This is a genomic window from Pseudomonas sp. FP1154 (assembly GCF_030687245.1).
Taxonomy (GTDB): Bacteria; Pseudomonadota; Gammaproteobacteria; order Pseudomonadales; family Pseudomonadaceae; genus Aquipseudomonas; species Aquipseudomonas rhizophila.
In genome coordinates this window covers 2,230,201-2,248,791 of record NZ_CP117465.1, presented here as the reverse complement: position 1 = coordinate 2,248,791, position 18,591 = coordinate 2,230,201, and the positions used below count along the sequence as shown (strand labels likewise).

Annotated in this window: 14 protein-coding genes and 2 pseudogenes; 14 read left to right on the top strand and 2 right to left on the bottom strand. The window is 60.7% G+C overall.

The genetic code is table 11. The features are described 5' to 3' along the window. The first annotated feature begins 35 nt into the window (after window positions 1-35). The 5 genes from purB (at window position 36) to aceA (ending at window position 5,828) form a co-directional block, all read left to right on the top strand. Window positions 36-1,406: an adenylosuccinate lyase gene (gene purB, locus PSH91_RS10250; protein WP_047227728.1), complete on the top strand. Its 1,371-nt coding sequence runs from the start codon at window positions 36-38 to the stop codon at window positions 1,404-1,406. 83 nt (window positions 1,407-1,489) lie between these two features. After that, window positions 1,490-2,656 carry a cupin domain-containing protein gene (locus PSH91_RS10245; protein WP_047227729.1) on the top strand — a complete coding sequence of 389 codons (1,167 nt, stop codon included), beginning with the start codon at window positions 1,490-1,492 and terminating at the stop codon, window positions 2,654-2,656. Further along, complete coding sequence (locus tag PSH91_RS10240) at window positions 2,649-3,074, top strand: GNAT family N-acetyltransferase (protein WP_072339633.1); 426 nt, start codon at window positions 2,649-2,651, stop codon at window positions 3,072-3,074. The genes PSH91_RS10245 and PSH91_RS10240 overlap by 8 nt, the downstream gene beginning before the upstream one ends. A gap of 209 nt (window positions 3,075-3,283) precedes the next feature. After that, entirely contained in the window at window positions 3,284-4,045 is a 762-nt protein-coding gene (locus PSH91_RS10235; protein WP_047227731.1) for a secretin N-terminal domain-containing protein, read from the top strand. 457 nt (window positions 4,046-4,502) lie between these two features. Further along, window positions 4,503-5,828: an isocitrate lyase gene (aceA, locus tag PSH91_RS10230; protein ID WP_014337679.1), complete on the top strand. Its 1,326-nt coding sequence runs from the start codon at window positions 4,503-4,505 to the stop codon at window positions 5,826-5,828. A gap of 223 nt (window positions 5,829-6,051) precedes the next feature. Here aceA and PSH91_RS26720 read toward each other — a convergent pair whose 3' ends face one another. Together PSH91_RS26720 and PSH91_RS26715 are read right to left on the bottom strand one after the other, a co-directional pair. Then, window positions 6,052-6,756 (bottom strand): methyl-accepting chemotaxis protein, encoded by a 705-nt coding sequence (locus PSH91_RS26720; protein ID WP_370695190.1) that lies wholly within the window; start codon window positions 6,754-6,756, stop codon window positions 6,052-6,054. A 198-nt stretch (window positions 6,757-6,954) separates the two neighbouring features. Continuing rightward, a pseudogene (locus PSH91_RS26715) lies at window positions 6,955-7,839 on the bottom strand (methyl-accepting chemotaxis protein); the annotation flags it as partial. 1,010 nt (window positions 7,840-8,849) lie between these two features. Between PSH91_RS26715 and PSH91_RS10220 the strand changes: the two are divergent. From PSH91_RS10220 to nuoJ, 9 genes and pseudogenes are all read left to right on the top strand, one after another. After that, window positions 8,850-9,263 carry an NADH-quinone oxidoreductase subunit A gene (locus PSH91_RS10220; protein WP_011062185.1) on the top strand — a complete coding sequence of 138 codons (414 nt, stop codon included), beginning with the start codon at window positions 8,850-8,852 and terminating at the stop codon, window positions 9,261-9,263. Window positions 9,264-9,273: 10 nt separating this feature from the next. Continuing rightward, window positions 9,274-9,948: an NADH-quinone oxidoreductase subunit B family protein gene (locus tag PSH91_RS10215; RefSeq protein ID WP_024779314.1), complete on the top strand. Its 675-nt coding sequence runs from the start codon at window positions 9,274-9,276 to the stop codon at window positions 9,946-9,948. Window positions 9,949-10,020: 72 nt separating this feature from the next. Further along, the gene (nuoC, locus tag PSH91_RS10210) at window positions 10,021-11,805 is read left to right on the top strand and encodes an NADH-quinone oxidoreductase subunit C/D (RefSeq protein ID WP_047227734.1); all 1,785 of its coding nucleotides are present in this window, start codon (window positions 10,021-10,023) and stop codon (window positions 11,803-11,805) included. A 2-nt stretch (window positions 11,806-11,807) separates the two neighbouring features. Then, on the top strand, window positions 11,808-12,305 hold the full coding sequence (nuoE, locus tag PSH91_RS10205; protein WP_003203372.1) for an NADH-quinone oxidoreductase subunit NuoE: 498 nt from the start codon (window positions 11,808-11,810) through the stop codon (window positions 12,303-12,305). Next, window positions 12,302-13,660 (top strand): NADH-quinone oxidoreductase subunit NuoF, encoded by a 1,359-nt coding sequence (gene nuoF / locus PSH91_RS10200; RefSeq protein WP_076385483.1) that lies wholly within the window; start codon window positions 12,302-12,304, stop codon window positions 13,658-13,660. The genes nuoE and nuoF overlap by 4 nt, the downstream gene beginning before the upstream one ends. 139 nt (window positions 13,661-13,799) lie before the next feature. Continuing rightward, window positions 13,800-16,516, top strand: a pseudogene (gene nuoG / locus PSH91_RS10195) (NADH-quinone oxidoreductase subunit NuoG). Further along, complete coding sequence (gene nuoH / locus PSH91_RS10190) at window positions 16,513-17,520, top strand: NADH-quinone oxidoreductase subunit NuoH (RefSeq protein ID WP_047227737.1); 1,008 nt, start codon at window positions 16,513-16,515, stop codon at window positions 17,518-17,520. Before nuoG ends, nuoH begins: the two are co-directional and overlap by 4 nt. Window positions 17,521-17,531: 11 nt before the next feature. After that, complete coding sequence (gene nuoI, locus PSH91_RS10185; protein WP_047227738.1) at window positions 17,532-18,080, top strand: NADH-quinone oxidoreductase subunit NuoI; 549 nt, start codon at window positions 17,532-17,534, stop codon at window positions 18,078-18,080. A 9-nt stretch (window positions 18,081-18,089) separates the two neighbouring features. Next, on the top strand, window positions 18,090-18,590 hold the full coding sequence (gene nuoJ, locus PSH91_RS10180) for an NADH-quinone oxidoreductase subunit J (RefSeq protein WP_047227739.1): 501 nt from the start codon (window positions 18,090-18,092) through the stop codon (window positions 18,588-18,590). Window position 18,591 lies beyond the last annotated feature (1 nt).

Genomic DNA, 18,591 nt, shown 5'->3' with positions numbered 1-18,591 from the left:
CCCCATTTCGTTGCCCGACTGTCCGAGAACACCCCATGCAGCTTTCTTCGCTCACTGCGGTTTCCCCTGTTGACGGCCGCTACGCCGGCAAAACCCAGGCCCTGCGCCCGATTTTCAGCGAGTACGGCCTGATCCGCGCTCGCGTCCTGGTTGAAGTGCGCTGGCTCCAGCGCCTTGCCGCTCACCCTGGCATTGCTGAAGTCCCGGCGTTTTCCGCGCAAGCCAACGCGGTGCTGAACGCCCTGGCTGAAAACTTTGTGCTGGAGCACGCCGAGCGCGTCAAAGAGATCGAGCGCACCACCAACCACGACGTCAAAGCCATTGAATACCTGCTCAAGGAGCAGGCGGCCAAGCTGCCGGAACTGGCCAACGTCAGCGAATTCATCCACTTTGCCTGCACCAGCGAGGACATCAACAACCTGTCCCACGCTCTGATGCTGCGCGAAGGCCGTGATGACGTGATGCTGCCGCTGATGCGCCAGACCGCCCAGGCCATCCGCGAGTTGGCAATCCGCTTCGCCGACGTACCGATGCTATCGCGCACCCATGGTCAACCGGCTTCGCCGACCACCCTGGGCAAGGAACTGGCGAACGTGGTGTACCGCCTGGAGCGCCAGATCGCCCAGGTCGCCGCCGTGCCACTGCTGGGCAAGATCAACGGCGCCGTGGGCAACTACAACGCGCACCTGTCGGCCTACCCGGACATCGACTGGGAAGCCAACGCCCGCGCCTTCATCGAAGACGAGCTGGGCCTGAGCTTCAACCCGTACACCACCCAGATCGAGCCGCACGACTACATCGCCGAGCTGTTCGATGCGATCGCGCGCTTCAACACCATCCTGATCGACTTCGACCGTGACATCTGGGGCTACATCTCCCTGGGTTATTTCAAGCAGCGCACCATCGCTGGCGAAATCGGTTCCTCGACCATGCCGCACAAGGTCAACCCGATCGACTTCGAAAACTCCGAAGGCAACCTGGGCATCGCCAACGCGCTGTTCCAGCACCTGGCGAGCAAGCTGCCGATCTCCCGCTGGCAGCGCGACCTGACCGACTCCACAGTGCTGCGCAACCTGGGCGTGGGTTTTGCCCACAGCGTCATTGCCTATGAAGCCAGCCTCAAGGGCATCAGCAAGCTGGAACTCAACGAGCAGAAAATCGCCGCCGACCTGGATGCCTGCTGGGAAGTCCTGGCCGAGCCGATCCAGACCGTGATGCGTCGCTACAACATCGAAAACCCGTATGAAAAGCTCAAAGAACTGACCCGTGGCAAGGGCATCAGTCCTGAAGCGTTGCAGACTTTCATTGATGGCCTGGACATGCCTGCCGAGGCCCGCGCCGAGCTGAAAAAGCTCACGCCGGCCAACTACATCGGCAACGCAGCGGCACAAGCCAAGCGCATCTGATCCACCGTTTTGCCCTGAGACGCCCGGCCGCGCCGGGCGTTTTTATTCGCGTCTGAAAAGTATATTTTTTCAATAGGTTACACATGAATCCTGATATTCCTCTGCAACTCCTGGGCGGCATCACGGCACGGGAGTTCCTGCGCGATTACTGGCAGAAAAAACCACTGCTGATCCGCCAGGCGATTCCAGACTTCCAAAGCCCGATCGATGCCGACGAACTGGCCGGCCTGGCCCTGGAAGAAGAAGTCGAATCGCGCTTGGTCATCGAGCACGGCGAACGTCCTTGGGAATTGCGTCGCGGCCCGTTTGCCGAAGACGAATTCAGCAAACTGCCGGAGCGCGAGTGGACCCTGCTGGTGCAGGCTGTCGATCAATTCGTACCCGAAGTCAGCGAACTGCTGGAAAACTTCCGCTTCCTGCCAAGCTGGCGCATCGACGATGTGATGATCAGCTTCGCCGCCCCGGGTGGCAGCGTCGGCCCGCATTTCGACAATTACGATGTGTTCCTGCTGCAGGGCCATGGCCAGCGCAACTGGAAAATCGGCCAGATGTGCGACTCCGAGAGTCCGCTGCTGCAACACGCCGACCTGCGCATCCTCGCCGACTTCGAAGCCACCGACGAGTGGACCCTGGAACCGGGCGACATGCTTTACCTGCCGCCACGCCTGGCGCACTGCGGCGTGGCCGTGGATGACTGCATGACCTACTCGGTAGGCTTCCGCGCGCCGAGCGCCGCCGAAGTGCTGACCCACTTCACCGACTTCCTCAGCCAGTTCCTGCCGGACGAAGAACGCTACACCGACGCCGATGCGCGCCCGGTGGCCGACCCGCACCAGATCCAGCACGATGCCCTCGATCGCCTCAAGGGCCTGCTGGCCGAGCACATGAGCGACGAGCGCCTGCTGCTGACCTGGTTCGGCCAGTTCATGACCGAGCCGCGCTACCCGGAGCTGGTGGTAGGCCCGGAACTGGAAGAAGACGACCTGCTGGCCGGCCTGGAACAGGGCGCAGTGATCATCCGCAACCCAAGCGCCCGCCTGGCCTGGTCGGAAGTCGATGATGACCTGCTGCTGTTTGCCAGCGGCCAGAGCCGTTATCTGCCGGGCAAGCTGCGCGACCTGCTGAAAATGATCTGCGCCGCCGATGCCCTGCACAGCGAAAACCTCGGCCCGTGGCTGGCCGACGAAGACGGTCGCGGCCTGATCTGCGAGCTGGTCAAGCAAGGCAGCCTGGGGTTCGCTGATGAATAAAATCCACGTTCGTGTCGCAGACTGGCAAAAGGATAACGCCGAGATCCGGCGCATTCGTGAGACTGTGTTCATTGCCGAGCAATCCGTCCCGCCTGAACTGGAATGGGATGCCGATGACCAGAGCGCGGTGCATTTTCTGGCGTTTGAAGGCGACTTCCCCATCGGCACCGCGCGCCTGTTGACTGACGGCCATATCGGTCGCGTCTCGGTCCTCAAGGACTGGCGCGGCCTGAAGGTGGGTGACGCGCTGATGCACGCCGTGATCGCCGAAGCCGAGAAGCGCGGGCTCAAGCAGCAGATGCTCAGCGCCCAGGTGCATGCCACGCCGTTCTACGAGCGGCTGGGTTTTGCCGTGGTCAGCGAGGAGTTCCTGGAAGCCGGGATTCCTCATGTAGACATGGTTCGCCATTCGGCCTGAAACCAAACCCTGTGGCGAGGGGATTTATCCCCGCTGGGCTGCTGCGCAGCCCAGCGGGGATAAATCCCCTCGCCACAAGAGCATCATGCAACCACAAAACGCCCCGCCATCCACCGATGCCGGGGCGTTTTGCCGTCTAACATTCAACTTGCCCCACCCCAGGCCGACAAACTGGCAATATCAAGCCTTTGTCTCGCGGAGAAATGGACATGTCCTTACGCACCCTGCTCGCCACCCTGCTGCTCGGCTGCAGCCTGTCGGTGATGGCCGCTACTGAAATCGTCCCGCTGAACTACCGAACCAGCGCCGACCTGTTGCCGGTGGCGCAGAATTTCATCGGCAAGGACGGCCAGGTCAGCGCCTATGGCAACCAACTGATCGTCAATGCCGAGCCCAGTAAAATCGAGGAGCTCAAGGCATTTCTCGCCCAACTGGACACCGCCCCCAAGCGCCTGCTGATCACGGTCGACACCAACGAAAACAACTTGCAGGGCGACCAGGGCTATTCGATCAACGGCGCCGCTCCCAGCCAGACCCGCATCATCAACCGCAGCACCGCCAGCCGCGAAGGCGGCGTGCAGCAGGTACAAGCCAGCGAAGGCCAGCCGGCGCTGATTCAGGTCGGCCAGAGCGTGCCGTTCACCAGCACCCAGACCGACACCTACGGCCGCCTGCAAAGCCAGACCGAATACCGCAACGTCACCCAAGGCTTTTATGTCACGGCCAGCGTCACCGGCGAGACCGTTCATCTGAACATCAGTACCAACCGTGACCGCATGAGCCAGGAACGTCCCGATGTAGTGAACGTTCAAAGTACCGACACAACAGTCAGCGGCCGCTTGGGTGAATGGATCACCCTGGCCGGGGTCAATCGCCAGACTCAGGCCGATAAACAGGGGCTGAGCCGCAGCTACTCGACCCAAGGCCGGGACGACATGATTCTGCGGGTCAAGGTGGATACCCTGAACTGAAGCACCAAAAACTGACTGACGAGTCGTATTAGACCAAAGATGTAGTGCTATAAAAAAAGCACTACAAAACGTTTGACGAGCCAAAAAACCGAAGGCATGATGGCCTCGCTCCCGCTAATCAGGGGCCCTGGCAAGGGCCTTCGGGTCGACGCTTGCAACTACCCTGCGAGCCGATTCGTGTCTGTACCGCCCACAAGGTGTGTTTGACGAGGTTGCGACTGGAACGAAGTTGTCCCGAGGGACGGAAGCGTAACTAGGTAACCCGGCATCACTCTGAGTTCGTATAAAGGCCCACGACGCCCGAATGCGCCCGCAGTTCGCCTCTACCTGCTCACTTTCCCCTCGAGCCCATCGTTCATCCCGTCGCCTCCCCGCCTGAACCGACTTGACCGTCCAACCCCTGGTCGGCAGGAGCAGGAATTTTCCACCCCAGACCTATGCGACGAGGTTTATCTCCATGGCACTGACACGCGAACAGCAAATTGCAGCCCTTGAAAAAGATTGGGCTGAAAACCCGCGCTGGAAAGGCGTGAAGCGCAATTACTCCGCTGCTGACGTCGTCCGTCTGCGTGGCTCGGTTCAACCTGAGCACACTTTTGCGAAAATGGGCGCCGAGAAACTGTGGAACCTGGTCACCCAGGGCGCCAAGCCAGCCTTCCGTCCCGAGAAAGATTTCGTCAACTGCATGGGCGCCCTGACCGGCGGCCAGGCTGTACAGCAAGTCAAGGCCGGTATCCAGGCGATCTACCTGTCGGGCTGGCAAGTGGCTGCGGACAACAACTCCGCCGAGTCGATGTACCCGGACCAGTCGCTGTACCCGGTGGATTCGGTTCCAACCGTGGTCAAGCGCATCAACAACTCGTTCCGTCGTGCCGACCAGATCCAGTGGAAAGCCGGCAAGAACCCAGGCGACGAAGGCTACATCGACTACTTCGCGCCAATCGTGGCCGACGCTGAAGCCGGTTTCGGCGGCGTACTGAACGCCTACGAGCTGATGAAGAGCATGATCGAAGCAGGCGCCGCCGGCGTTCACTTCGAAGACCAACTGGCTTCGGTGAAGAAATGCGGCCACATGGGCGGCAAAGTATTGGTGCCGACCCAGGAAGCCGTGCAGAAGCTCACCGCTGCCCGCTTGGCCGCCGACGTTGCCGGCGTACCGACCATCATCCTGGCCCGTACCGACGCCAACGCCGCTGACCTGCTGACTTCCGACTGCGACCCGTACGACCAGCCGTTCGTGACCGGCACCCGCACCCAGGAAGGCTTCTACAAGGTTCGCGCCGGTCTCGACCAGGCGATCGCCCGTGGCCTGGCCTACGCGCCGTACGCCGACCTGATCTGGTGCGAAACCGCCAAGCCGGACTTGGACGAGGCGCGTCGCTTCGCCGAAGCGATCAAGAAGGAATACCCGGACCAACTGCTGTCGTACAACTGCTCGCCTTCCTTCAACTGGAAGAAAAACCTGGACGACGCGACCATCGCCAAGTTCCAGCGCGAACTGTCCGCCATGGGCTACAAGCACCAGTTCATCACCCTGGCCGGCATTCACAACATGTGGCACAGCATGTTCAACCTGGCGCACGACTACGCCCGCAACGACATGACCGCCTACGTGAAGCTGCAAGAGCAGGAGTTCGCTGACGCCGCCAAGGGCTACACCTTCGTGGCTCACCAGCAGGAAGTGGGCACTGGCTACTTCGACGACATGACCACCGTGATCCAGGGCGGCACCTCCTCGGTAACCGCGCTGACCGGTTCCACCGAAGAAGAGCAGTTCCACTGATCCTCGGCATGCCTTGAGTCAACGGCCCTTGCGGACCGAATAAAAGCTAACCGCAAAGCCGACGTTCTGCAGCCCCGACTGGTTCGGGGCTTTTTTTCGCCGGTTTTCCAGCTTTCACCAACCGTTGATCGTCAAGGCCATGCGGTTTTTTGGTATGAGTGGGGATCGGAACGACCATTGCTGGAATTACCAGTTGGAGCATGGCCGCCAGCCTCCCCCCCTTTCACACCTTGAAGTGACTGACCAACTGCTGCAACTGGTTACCCAGGCGCGCCAATTCGATGCTGGAGGCTGCGGTTTCTTCGCTGGCTGAGGCGGTCTGTTCGGATACATCGCGCACGTTCAGGACACTGCGACTGATTTCCTCGGCCACCGAGCTTTGTTGCACCGCGGCGGCAGCAATCTGTTGGTTCATGGCCTGAATGCCAGAAACCGCCTGGGTGATGTTGCCCAGGGATGTGCCGGCCTTGCATGCCAATTCCACGCTGCTGTCGGTCAGTTCGCGGCTGCTCTGCATAATGCTCGATACCTGACGCGTGCCGCTCTGCAAGCCCGCCACCAGGCTCTCGATCTCTTCGGTGGAATGCTGGGTACGCTGGGCCAGCCCACGTACTTCGTCGGCGACCACGGCAAAACCGCGCCCGGCGTCACCCGCGCGAGCGGCCTCAATGGCGGCGTTAAGGGCCAGCAAGTTGGTCTGCTCAGCCACCGCCCTGATCACGTCCATGATCTTGCCGATGCGACCGCTTTCTTGCTCCAGCTCGTTCATGGCGTCGACTGAGCGCCCGACCTCGCTGGCCAAGCGCTCGATCTGAACGATGGCTTGCGCGACCACCTGGTCGCCAATACGGGCTTGTGCATCGGCCTCTGAAGCGGCTGCGCGAGCCTGTTCGGCATTACGCGCGACTTCATGCACGGTAACCGACATTTCGTGCATGGCGGTCGCCACCTGATCGGTCTCGATCTTCTGACTATTGACCCCGGCACTGGTCTGCTCAGTAACAGCCGATAGCTCTTCGGCGGCACTGGCGATTTGGGTGACACCATCGCGGATGCCACCGATCAGGTCGCGCAAGGTGCTGCCCATACGCTGAATACCCTGCTGCAAGACACCCAGCTCATCACGACGAGTCACGATCATGTGTTGCGTGAGGTCGCCTGCCGCAATGCGATCGACCACAGCCAATGTGTCTTGCAACGGCCGTGTAATCTGGCGGGTGATGATCAGGGCGGCGAAAATCCCCAACAACATCGCCAAGGCCGTACAGCTCAGCTGCAGAATGCGAGCCTGGGCGCTGTCTTCGTCACGGGACGCCAGTTGGCTGGCATACATTTCGTCAGACAGACGGGTGATGGTTTCACCCAAATCGGTGGTGTCCTGCACAGCCATGCCTATGGCCTGATTACTGGCCGTGAAGTCCTGTACCGAACGACGGTAAGCAATCAGCGCGGTTTCCAACTGCTTGATGGTGTCGGCATAGGTTGGGCCGAAAGCGCTGTTGAGCGCTTCGATGCTCTTGAACGCATTTTCGAGCTGGCGGGTGGCGGCTTGTTCGGTGGCGCTGTTGGGGTTGCCGGTATAGCCACGCACTTCATAACGCACCAGCGCCACGTCCTCTTTGGCCTTGAGAATGAGCTTGTAAAGGTCAAAGCGGCGCTCATCCGAGGCGGGCAGTGCTTCCACGTCAGCGATGACCCTGGCAATCAGCGCGGCGCCCTTGACCGCATTGACGCCCATTTCCTTGCGCATGGCTGCGTCATTGCGATAAGCCTCGCGCATCGTATTGAGTGCCACTTGATACTGCGTGCTGGCCTGCTCGATCAGAGCAAGTTTCTTCAGGTTTTCCGGTTTTCTCAGTTCTTTTGCGAGGCTTTTCTGCTGGGCGACAAACTGCTCCAGCGACGCCTGGATCAATGCACCCTTTTGTTCATCACCCCGGTCCAACTGGTACTGCAAGCGAGCTCTGCGCAGGTGATCAAGGCGGTTACCCAGTTCGGTAATGCTGGTCATTCGATCCGTGCGCTCGATCATTTTCCCCAGGCTGAACCAGCCGGTCGCGGCGAGAATAGCGGTCAGAAGCAGCACAACAGCAAAGCCCAAAGCCAGCTTGAGCATAACGCTCATATTCGCGATCCAAGAGTTCATGACTTTCCTTTGGTATCAGCCACGAACGATGAAAACTGACGCGGCTATCTAAGAAGGGGCCGAAAATCTAACCAGCATTGATATAGATGATTAGATGAATGAAGCATAAAGATAGCCATTTGATATCACCTCTTCAAGACCTTAAACCCAACCTCGTGCCGTTTTTTTGCTCGCACGACGGTGGTCACTTAAACACGAAATTCCCTGGCCATAGGATTTGCGCGGGGTTAGCTGAGCGACATTGATCGGACGCCCACGGCTTTTTTGAGCCGTTTTTTTTCAAGCAATCTACTCTGTAGGAGCTAGCCTGCATCTGTGGGTGCCAAGCTTGCCCGTAATGAACGATTGCGCAGTCTGCCTCGGGACAGCGTTGCCGGCATCGCGAGCAAGCTTGGCTCCCACAGGAGCAGTCCCCATGCAGATCCAACCTTCACCGAGCCCGCCCCCCCAAAAAAACTGCGGCGCACGGTTAGAAAAATTGATCGAACGCAGTATTGGGCAGTCCGAAAAGGAGTAAAACGTCCGACGCTGACAATTGCAGTAGCGGCAATGTAAGGCTGCCCCTCGGACACAACACTAAGTGCGTAGCAGAAAGGCCGCCACAGATAATAATAATTATCATTTGAAAGCCATTATCATTGTTGCATTCCGCACGAAATATTATTGATCAACAGCCGGCCAACGCCCACGGGGCCGGGGCCGCAGGGTCCTGGAGGTACGCTATGTGCTTATTCCAATAAATAATTTCGCTATAGGAATTTTACTTGCCCGGTGTTTAGCCATAAAATCACCGCGATTGATTGCTGCGACATATCGTCACTGCGTTATTTCTTTTCAAGCTCAGAGACCTTTGCTCTCTGTTAAGGATTTCCAGCATGCCCGAAGCGACAGGACTCATGGCCCACAACTGGGGCTTTGCCATTTTCCTTCTGGGCGTTGTCGGCCTGTGTGCCTTCATGCTCGGCGTGTCGAGCCTGCTCGGGTCAAAAGCCTGGGGCCGCAGCAAAAATGAACCGTTCGAGTCCGGCATGCTGCCTACCGGTGGCGCCCGCTTGCGGCTCTCAGCCAAATTCTATCTGGTCGCGATGCTCTTCGTGATCTTCGATATCGAAGCCCTCTTTCTCTTTGCATGGTCTGTGTCCGTCCGCGAAAGCGGCTGGACCGGATTCGTCGAAGCTCTCGTTTTCATAGCAATTCTGTTGGCAGGTCTTGTCTACCTTTGGCGGGTGGGGGCTCTTGATTGGGCTCCGGAAGGTCGTCGTAAGCGGCAAGCGAAGCTGAAACAATGAGGCTTTGGCAATGCAATACAATCTCACCAGGATCGACCCCGATGCTCCTAACGAGCAGTATCCGATTGGCGAGCGGGAAACCGTTTCCGATCCGTTAGAAGATCAAGTCCACAAAAACATCTTCATGGGCAAGCTCGAAGACGTGCTGAACAGCACGGTCAACTGGGGTCGCAAGAACTCCCTGTGGCCGTACAACTTCGGCCTTTCGTGCTGCTACGTGGAAATGACCACCGCCTTCACGGCGCCCCACGACATCGCGCGCTTTGGCGCCGAGGTGATCCGGGCATCGCCGCGCCAGGCGGATTTCATGGTTATTGCCGGGACCTGCTTCATCAAGATGGCGCCGATCATCCAGCGTCTCTACGAGCAAATGCTCGAACCGAAGTGGGTTATCTCCATGGGTTCGTGCGCCAACTCCGGTGGCATGTACGACATCTATTCCGTCGTTCAAGGGGTGGACAAGTTCCTGCCCGTGGACGTCTACGTGCCTGGCTGCCCGCCTCGCCCTGAAGCTTTCCTGCAAGGCTTGATGCTGTTGCAGGAGTCGATTGGCCAGGAGCGTCGCCCACTGTCCTGGGTCGTTGGTGATCAAGGCGTCTATCGCGCCGAGATGCCATCGCAAAAGGAACAGCGTCGCGAACAGCGTATCGCAGTCACCAACCTGCGCAGCCCCGACGAAGTCTGATCCAGCTCTGCTCTGCATAAGAAACGAGAACCTGGCTTCATTCTTTACGTTGACCGAAAGCGATAAATAACCATGACTACAGGCAGTGCTCTGTACATCCCGCCTTACAAGGCAGACGACCAGGATGTGGTCGTCGAACTGAACAACCGTTTTGGCCCCGAGGCGTTCACCGCCCAGCCGACCCGCACCGGCATGCCGGTGCTTTGGGTTGCCCGCGCCAAACTCGTCGAAGTCCTGACTTTCCTGCGCAACCTGCCCAAGCCGTACGTCATGCTCTATGACTTGCATGGCGTGGACGAGCGTCTGCGCACCAAGCGTCAAGGGCTGCCCGACGGCGTCGATTTCACCGTGTTCTATCACCTGATGTCGATCGAACGTAATAGTGACGTGATGATCAAGGTCGCCTTGTCCGAGAGCGACCTCAGCGTGCCGACCGTGACCGGTATCTGGCCGAACGCCAACTGGTACGAACGTGAAGTGTGGGACATGTTCGGGATCGATTTCCCCGGCCACCCGCACCTGACGCGCATCATGATGCCGCCGACCTGGGAAGGTCACCCGCTGCGCAAGGACTTCCCGGCCCGCGCCACCGAGTTCGATCCGTTCAGCCTGTCCCTGGCCAAGCAACAGCTCGAGGAAGAAGCCGCGCGCTTCAAGCCGGAAGACTGGGGCATGAAACGCTCCGGGGCGAACGAGGACTACATGTTCCTCAACCTGGGCCCGAACCACCCTTCGGCCCACGGTGCATTCCGCATCATCCTGCAGCTGGACGGCGAAGAGATCGTCGACTGCGTCCCGGACATCGGCTACCACCACCGTGGCGCCGAGAAAATGGGCGAGCGCCAGTCCTGGCACAGCTACATTCCCTACACCGACCGCATCGATTACCTCGGCGGCGTGATGAACAACCTGCCGTACGTGCTTTCGGTCGAGAAACTGGCCGGGATCAAGGTGCCGGAAAAGGTCGACGTCATCCGCATCATGATGGCCGAGTTCTTCCGGATCACCAGCCACCTGCTGTTCCTGGGTACCTACATCCAGGACGTTGGCGCCATGACCCCGGTGTTCTTCACCTTCACCGACCGCCAGAAGGCCTACACGGTGATCGAAGCCATCACCGGTTTCCGCCTGCACCCGGCCTGGTACCGCATCGGTGGGGTTGCCCACGACCTGCCGCGGGGCTGGGAAAAGCTGGTCAAGGATTTCGTCGAATGGATGCCCAAGCGCCTGGACGAATACACCAAGGCCGCCTTGCAGAACAGCATCCTCAAGGGCCGTACCATCGGGGTCGCCGCCTACAACACCAAAGAGGCCCTGGAATGGGGTGTCACCGGTGCGGGCCTGCGTTCCACCGGTTGCGACTTCGACCTGCGCAAGGCGCGTCCTTACTCCGGCTATGAAAACTTCGAATTCGAAGTACCGCTGGCAGTCAATGGTGATGCCTATGACCGCTGCATGGTTCGCGTCGAGGAGATGCGCCAGAGCATCAAGATCATCGACCAGTGCATGCGCAACATGCCGGAAGGCCCGTACAAGGCGGATCACCCGCTGACCACGCCGCCGCCCAAAGAGCGCACGCTGCAACACATCGAGACCCTGATCACGCACTTCCTGCAGGTTTCGTGGGGCCCGGTCATGCCGGCCAACGAGTCCTTCCAGATGATCGAAGCGACCAAGGGCATCAACAGTTATTACCTGACGAGCGACGGCGGCACCATGAGCTACCGCACCCGGATTCGCACCCCAAGCTTCCCACACCTGCAGCAGATCCCTTCGGTGATCAAAGGCAGCATGGTCGCGGATATGATTGCGTACCTGGGTAGTATCGATTTCGTTATGGCCGACGTGGACCGCTAAGCATGAATAGCACGCTTATCCAGACAGACCGTTTCGCCCTCAGCGAAACCGAGCGCTCGGCCATCGAGCACGAGCTGCATCACTACGAAGACCCGCGCGCGGCGTCGATCGAAGCCCTGAAGATCGTTCAGAAGGAGCGTGGCTGGGTGCCTGACGGCGCGCTCTACGCCATCGGCGAGATCCTCGGCATCCCGGCCAGCGACGTCGAAGGTGTTGCCACCTTCTATAGCCAGATCTTCCGCCAGCCAGTGGGTCGCCACATCATTCGCGTCTGCGACAGCATGGTCTGCTACATCGGCGGCCACGAGTCCGTGGTCGGCGAGATCCAGAACAAGCTGGGCATCGGCCTGGGCCAGACCACCGCAGACGGGCGCTTCACCCTGCTGCCGGTGTGCTGCCTGGGCAACTGCGACAAGGCCCCGGCGCTGATGATCGACGACGACACCTTCGGTGACGTCCAGCCTGACGGCGTCGCCAAACTGCTGGAGGGCTACGTATGACCCTGACTTCCTTCGGGCCCGCCAACCGCATCCAGCGTTCGGCCGAAACCCATCCCCTGACCTGGCGTCTGCGTGACGACGGCGAAGCGGTGTGGCTGGACGAATACCAGGCCAAGAATGGCTACGCCGCCGCGCGCAAGGCATTCACCGACATGGCCCAGGACGACATCGTCCAGACCGTCAAAGACTCCGGCCTCAAGGGTCGCGGCGGTGCCGGCTTCCCCACTGGCGTGAAGTGGGGCCTGATGCCCAAGGACGAGTCCATCAACATCCGCTACCTGCTGTGCAACGCGGATGAAATGGAGCCCAACACCTGGAAAGACCGCATGCTGATGGAGCAACTGCCCCATCTGCTGATCGAAGGCATGCTGATCAGTGCCCGTGCGTTGAAAACCTACCGTGGCTACATCTTCCTGCGCGGCGAATACACCACCGCCGCCAAGCACCTGAACCGTGCCGTGGAAGAAGCCAAGGCCGCTGGCCTCTTGGGCAAGAACATCCTGGGTTCGGGCTTTGATTTCGAGCTGTTCGTCCACACCGGTGCCGGGCGCTACATCTGCGGTGAAGAAACCGCACTGATCAACTCCCTGGAAGGCCGCCGCGCCAACCCGCGTTCCAAGCCGCCCTTCCCTGCTGCCGTCGGCGTGTGGGGCAAGCCGACCTGCGTGAACAACGTCGAGACCCTGTGCAACGTGCCGGCGATCATTGCCGACGGCGTGGACTGGTACAAATCCCTGGCCCGCGACGGCAGCGAAGACATGGGCACCAAGCTCATGGGCTTCTCCGGCAAGGTCAAGAACCCTGGCCTGTGGGAACTGCCATTCGGCGTCACCGGCCGCGAGCTGTTTGAAGACTACGCCGGCGGCATGCGCGACGGTTACAAGCTCAAGTGCTGGCAGCCCGGCGGCGCCGGCACCGGCTTCCTGTTGCCGGAACACCTGGACGCACAAATGTACGCCGGCGGCATCGCCAAAGTCGGCACCCGTATGGGTACCGGTCTGGCCATGGCGGTGGACGACAGCGTCAACATGGTTTCCCTGCTGCGCAACATGGAAGAATTCTTCTCCCGTGAATCGTGCGGTTTCTGCACACCGTGCCGCGATGGTCTGCCGTGGAGCGTCAAGCTGCTGCGCGCCATTGAAAACGGCGAAGGCCAGGCCGGCGACATCGAGACCCTGCTGGGTCTGGTGGGTTTCCTCGGCCCGGGCAAGACCTTCTGTGCTCATGCACCGGGTGCCGTGGAGCCGTTGGGCAGCGCGATCAAATACTTCCGCTCTGAATTCGAGGCCGGCATCGCGCCAACGCGCGCAGGCGATCTCAATCAGGTGGTCACGCCGACCATGGTCGGCGCGTAACGACGCTTTAAAAGGCGAAGGGTTCGTGCCCTTCGCCTTTCGTCCGATGACGCCTTTGAAAGGCTGTTTGGATTCGGACGAATAACAAGATTCCATTAGCCACGCCCGCTGACACCGGGCCAACGAAGAACTTTGAACCATGGCCACTATCCACGTAGACGGCAAAGAGCTCGAAGTCGATGGCGCAGACAACCTGTTACAGGCATGTCTGTCCTTGGGCCTCGACATCCCTTATTTCTGCTGGCACCCCGCCCTTGGCAGCGTAGGCGCCTGTCGCCAATGCGCGGTCAAGCAGTACACCGACGAAAACGACAAGCGTGGTCGGATCGTCATGTCCTGCATGACCCCCGCCACCGACGGCAGCTGGATCTCCATCGACGACGAAGAAGCGAAAGTGTTTCGCGCCAGCGTCGTCGAATGGCTGATGACCAACCACCCTCACGACTGCCCGGTCTGTGAGGAAGGCGGCCACTGCCACCTGCAAGACATGACGGTGATGACCGGCCACAACGAGCGCCGTTATCGCTTCACCAAGCGCACCCACCAGAACCAGCAACTGGGCCCGTTCATCTCCCACGAGATGAACCGCTGCATCGCCTGCTACCGCTGCGTGCGTTTCTACAAGGACTACGCCGGCGGCACCGACCTGGGCGTGTTCGGCGCCCCACGACAACGTGTACTTCGGTCGCGTTGAAGACGGCACCCTGGAAAGCGAGTTCTCCGGCAACCTCACCGAGGTCTGCCCGACCGGTGTGTTCACCGACAAGACTCACTCCGAGCGCTACAACCGCAAGTGGGACATGCAGTTCTCGCCCGAGCATCTGCCATGGCTGCTCCAGCGGTTGCAACATCTCCCCGGGCGAACGCTACGGCGAACTGCGTCGCATCGAGAACCGCTTCAACGGTTCGGTGAACCAGTACTTCCTGTGCGACCGTGGCCGTTTCGGCTATGGCTACGTCAACCGCAAGGATCGTCCGCGCCAGCCATTGCTCGCCAACGGCGCCAAGCTGAGCCTGGACGAAGCGCTGGACAAGGCCGCCGAACTGCTGCGCGGGCGCAACATCGTCGGTATCGGTTCGCCACGGGCCAGCCTGGAAAGCAACTACGCCCTGCGTGAACTGGTCGGCGCCGAGCACTTCTACAGTGGCATCGAAGCCGGTGAGCTGGAACGCATCCGCCTGGTCCTGCAAGTGCTCAAGGACAGCCCGCTGCCCGTGCCGACGATGCGTGACATCGAAGACCACGATGCGGTGTTCGTCCTGGGTGAAGACCTGACCCAGACCGCCGCGCGCATGGCCCTGGCCCTGCGCCAGTCGGTCAAGGGCAAGGCTGAAGACATGGCTGACGCCATGCGCGTGCAGCCATGGCTCGATGCCGCCGTTAAGAACATCGGCCAGCACGCGCTGAACCCGCTGTTCATTGCCAGCCTGGCTGAAACCAAGCTCGACGACGTCGCCGAAGAATGCGTCCACGCAGCACCGGATGACCTGGCGCGCATCGGTTTTGCCGTGGCCCACGCCCTGGACGCCAGTGCCCCGGCCGTCGAAGGTCTGGACAGCGAAGCGGTCGCCCTGGCCCAGCGTATCGCCGACGCCCTGCTCGCGGCCAAACGCCCACTGATCATCGCCGGCACCTCGTTGGGTTCCAAGGCGCTGATCGAAGCCGCCGCCAATATCGCCAAGGCGCTGAAGCTGCGCGAGAAGAACGGTTCCATCAGCCTGATCGTGCCGGAAGCCAACAGCCTCGGCCTGACCATGCTCGGTGGCGAGTCGCTGGACGCGGCCCTGCAAGCGGTGATCGACGGCAGCGCCGACGCCATCGTGGTGCTGGAAAACGACCTGTACACCCGCACCGACAAGGCCCGGGTGGACGCTGCCCTGAATGCCACGAAAGTGCTGATCGTTGCCGACCACCAGAAAACCGCCACCACCGACCGCGCCCACCTGGTGCTGCCGGCGGCGAGCTTCGCTGAAGGCGACGGTACGCTGGTCAGCCAGGAAGGTCGCGCCCAGCGCTTCTTCCAGGTGTTCGACCCGACTTACCTGGACGCCAGCATCCTGGTCCATGAAGGCTGGCGCTGGCTGCATGCCCTGCGCGCCACCTTGCTGAACCAGCCGATCGACTGGACGCAACTGGACCATGTCACCGCCGCAGTCGCTTCGAGCAGCCCGCAACTGGCTCGCATCGTCGATGCCGCGCCGTCGGCCGCGTTCCGCATCAAGGGCCTGAAGCTGGCCCGCGAACCGCTGCGCTACTCCGGTCGCACCGCGATGCGCGCCGACATCAGCGTCCACGAACCACGGACCTCCCAGGACAACGACACTGCGTTCTCGTTCTCCATGGAAGGTTACTCGGGCTCCGCCGAACCGCGCTCGCAAGTGCCGTTCGCCTGGTCGCCGGGCTGGAACTCACCGCAAGCCTGGAACAAGTTCCAGGACGAAGTCGGCGGTCACCTGCGTGCCGGTGACCCGGGCACTCGCCTGATCGAAAGCCAGGGCGATGGCCTGAGCTGGTTCGCCAGCGTGCCGCGCGCCTTCAACCCGGCACCGGGCACCTGGCAGGTCGTACCGTTCCATCACCTGTTCGGCAGTGAAGAGAACTCTTCCAAAGCCGCTCCGGTCCAGGAACGCATCCCGGCCGCCTACGTGTCGCTGGCCAAGTCCGAAGCCGATCGCCTGGGCGTCAACGACGGTGCCCTGCTGAGCCTGAACGTCGCGGGCCAGACCTTGCGTCTGCCGCTGCGCATCAATGAAGAACTGGGCGCCGGCCTGGTGGCCCTGCCGGCTGGCCTGGCGGGTATTCCACCGGCGATATTCGGCAAAACCGTCGACGGTCTGCAGGAGGCAGCGCAATGAGCTGGTTTACCCCTGAAGTGATCGACGTGATCCTGACGGTTCTCAAGGCCATCGTGATTCTGCTGGCCGTGGTGGTCTGCGGTGCGCTGCTGAGTTTCGTCGAACGTCGCCTGCTGGGCTGGTGGCAGGACCGCTACGGTCCGAACCGCGTCGGCCCGTTCGGCATGTTCCAGATCGCCGCCGACATGATCAAGATGTTCTTCAAGGAAGACTGGACGCCGCCGTTTGCCGACAAGGTGATTTTCACCCTGGCACCGGTCGTGGCCATGAGCGCCTTGCTGATCGCCTTCGCGATCATCCCGATCACCCCGACCTGGGGCGTGGCGGACCTGAACATCGGCCTGCTGTTCTTCTTCGCCATGGCGGGTCTGTCGGTGTACGCGGTGCTGTTCGCCGGCTGGTCGAGCAACAACAAGTTCGCCCTGCTGGGCAGCCTGCGGGCCTCGGCCCAGACCGTGTCCTACGAAGTGTTCATGGGCCTGGCGCTCATGGGCGTGGTGGTCCAGGCCGGCTCGTTCAACATGCGCGACATCGTCGAGTACCAGGCCCAGAACCTGTGGTTCATCATTCCGCAGTTCTTCGGTTTCTGTACCTTCTTCGTGGCCGGCGTGGCCGTGACTCACCGTCACCCCTTCGACCAACCGGAAGCGGAACAGGAATTGGCCGACGGTTATCACATCGAATATGCCGGCATGAAATGGGGCATGTTTTTCGTCGGTGAATACATCGGCATCATCCTGATCTCGGCGCTGCTGGTGACGTTGTTCTTCGGTGGCTGGCACGGTCCGTTCGGCATCCTGCCGCAACTGTCCTTCGTCTGGTTCGCCCTGAAGACCGCGTTCTTCATCATGCTGTTCGTCCTGCTGCGCGCCTCGATCCCGCGCCCGCGCTACGACCAGGTGATGGACTTCAGCTGGAAATTCTGCCTGCCGCTGACCCTGATCAATTTGCTGGTGACCGCTGCGATCGTGTTGATGAACACGCCTGCGGCCGCGGTTCAGTGAGGATTTGACCCATGTTCAAATATATTGGCGACATCGTTAAGGGTACCGGTACCCAACTGCGAAGCCTGGTCATGATCTTCGGCCATGGCTTTCGCAAGCGCGACACCCTGCAATACCCTGAAGAAGCGGTCTACCTGCCGCCGCGTTATCGCGGCCGCATCGTCCTGACCCGCGACCCCGACGGCGAAGAACGCTGCGTGGCCTGCAACCTGTGCGCCGTGGCGTGCCCGGTGGGCTGCATCTCGTTGCAGAAAGCCGAAACCGAAGACGGTCGCTGGTACCCGGACTTCTTCCGTATCAACTTCTCGCGCTGCATTTTCTGCGGCCTCTGCGAGGAAGCGTGCCCGACCACCGCGATCCAGCTCACGCCGGATTTCGAAATGGCCGAGTTCAAACGTCAGGACCTGGTGTACGAGAAAGAAGATCTGCTGATTTCCGGTCCCGGTAAAAACCCTGATTACAACTTCTATCGTGTTGCAGGTATGGCCATTGCCGGTAAGCCAAAAGGCGCCGCGCAAAATGAAGCCGAACCGATCAACGTGAAGAGCTTGCTGCCTTAAGGAAGAAAGATGGAATTCGCTTTCTATTTCGCATCGGGTATCGCGGTGGTCTCCACGCTTCGAGTGGTCACCAACACCAACCCTGTGCACGCCCTGCTCTACCTGATCATCTCGCTGATCGCCGTGGCCATGACCTTCTTCAGCCTCGGTGCGCCGTTTGCCGGTGCGCTGGAAGTGATCGCCTACGCCGGCGCCATCATGGTGCTGTTCGTGTTCGTGGTGATGATGCTGAACCTGGGCCCGGCCTCGGTGCAGCAAGAACGTTCCTGGCTCAAGCCGGGCATCTGGGCGGGGCCGGTGATTCTCGCCGCGCTGCTGCTGGGTGAACTGCTGTATGTACTGTTCGCTCACCAGAGCGGCCAGGCCATCGGCCACACCACCGTAGACGCCAAGGCCGTGGGCATCAGCCTGTTCGGTCCGTACCTGCTGGTGGTCGAACTCGCCTCGATGCTGCTGCTTGCCGCAGCCGTCACGGCGTTCCATTTGGGCCGTAACGAGGCGAAGGAGTAAT

Bases quoted from the DNA above. Each gene is read 5' to 3' on its own strand.
- PSH91_RS10240 (WP_072339633.1), top strand. From the start codon at position 2,649: ATGAATAAAATCCACGTTCGTGTCGCAGACTGGCAAAAGGATAACGCC.
- PSH91_RS10215 (WP_024779314.1), top strand. From the start codon at position 9,274: ATGCAATACAATCTCACCAGGATCGACCCCGATGCTCCTAACGAGCAG.
- PSH91_RS10235 (WP_047227731.1), top strand. From the start codon at position 3,284: ATGTCCTTACGCACCCTGCTCGCCACCCTGCTGCTCGGCTGCAGCCTG.
- aceA (WP_014337679.1), top strand. From the start codon at position 4,503: ATGGCACTGACACGCGAACAGCAAATTGCAGCCCTTGAAAAAGATTGG.
- nuoH (WP_047227737.1), top strand. From the start codon at position 16,513: ATGAGCTGGTTTACCCCTGAAGTGATCGACGTGATCCTGACGGTTCTC.
- nuoI (WP_047227738.1), top strand. From the start codon at position 17,532: ATGTTCAAATATATTGGCGACATCGTTAAGGGTACCGGTACCCAACTG.
- PSH91_RS10220 (WP_011062185.1), top strand. From the start codon at position 8,850: ATGCCCGAAGCGACAGGACTCATGGCCCACAACTGGGGCTTTGCCATT.
- PSH91_RS26720 (WP_370695190.1), bottom strand. From the start codon at position 6,756: ATGTCGGTTACCGTGCATGAAGTCGCGCGTAATGCCGAACAGGCTCGC.
- nuoJ (WP_047227739.1), top strand. From the start codon at position 18,090: ATGGAATTCGCTTTCTATTTCGCATCGGGTATCGCGGTGGTCTCCACG.
- nuoF (WP_076385483.1), top strand. From the start codon at position 12,302: ATGACCCTGACTTCCTTCGGGCCCGCCAACCGCATCCAGCGTTCGGCC.
- nuoE (WP_003203372.1), top strand. From the start codon at position 11,808: ATGAATAGCACGCTTATCCAGACAGACCGTTTCGCCCTCAGCGAAACC.
- purB (WP_047227728.1), top strand. From the start codon at position 36: ATGCAGCTTTCTTCGCTCACTGCGGTTTCCCCTGTTGACGGCCGCTAC.
- nuoC (WP_047227734.1), top strand. From the start codon at position 10,021: ATGACTACAGGCAGTGCTCTGTACATCCCGCCTTACAAGGCAGACGAC.
- PSH91_RS10245 (WP_047227729.1), top strand. From the start codon at position 1,490: ATGAATCCTGATATTCCTCTGCAACTCCTGGGCGGCATCACGGCACGG.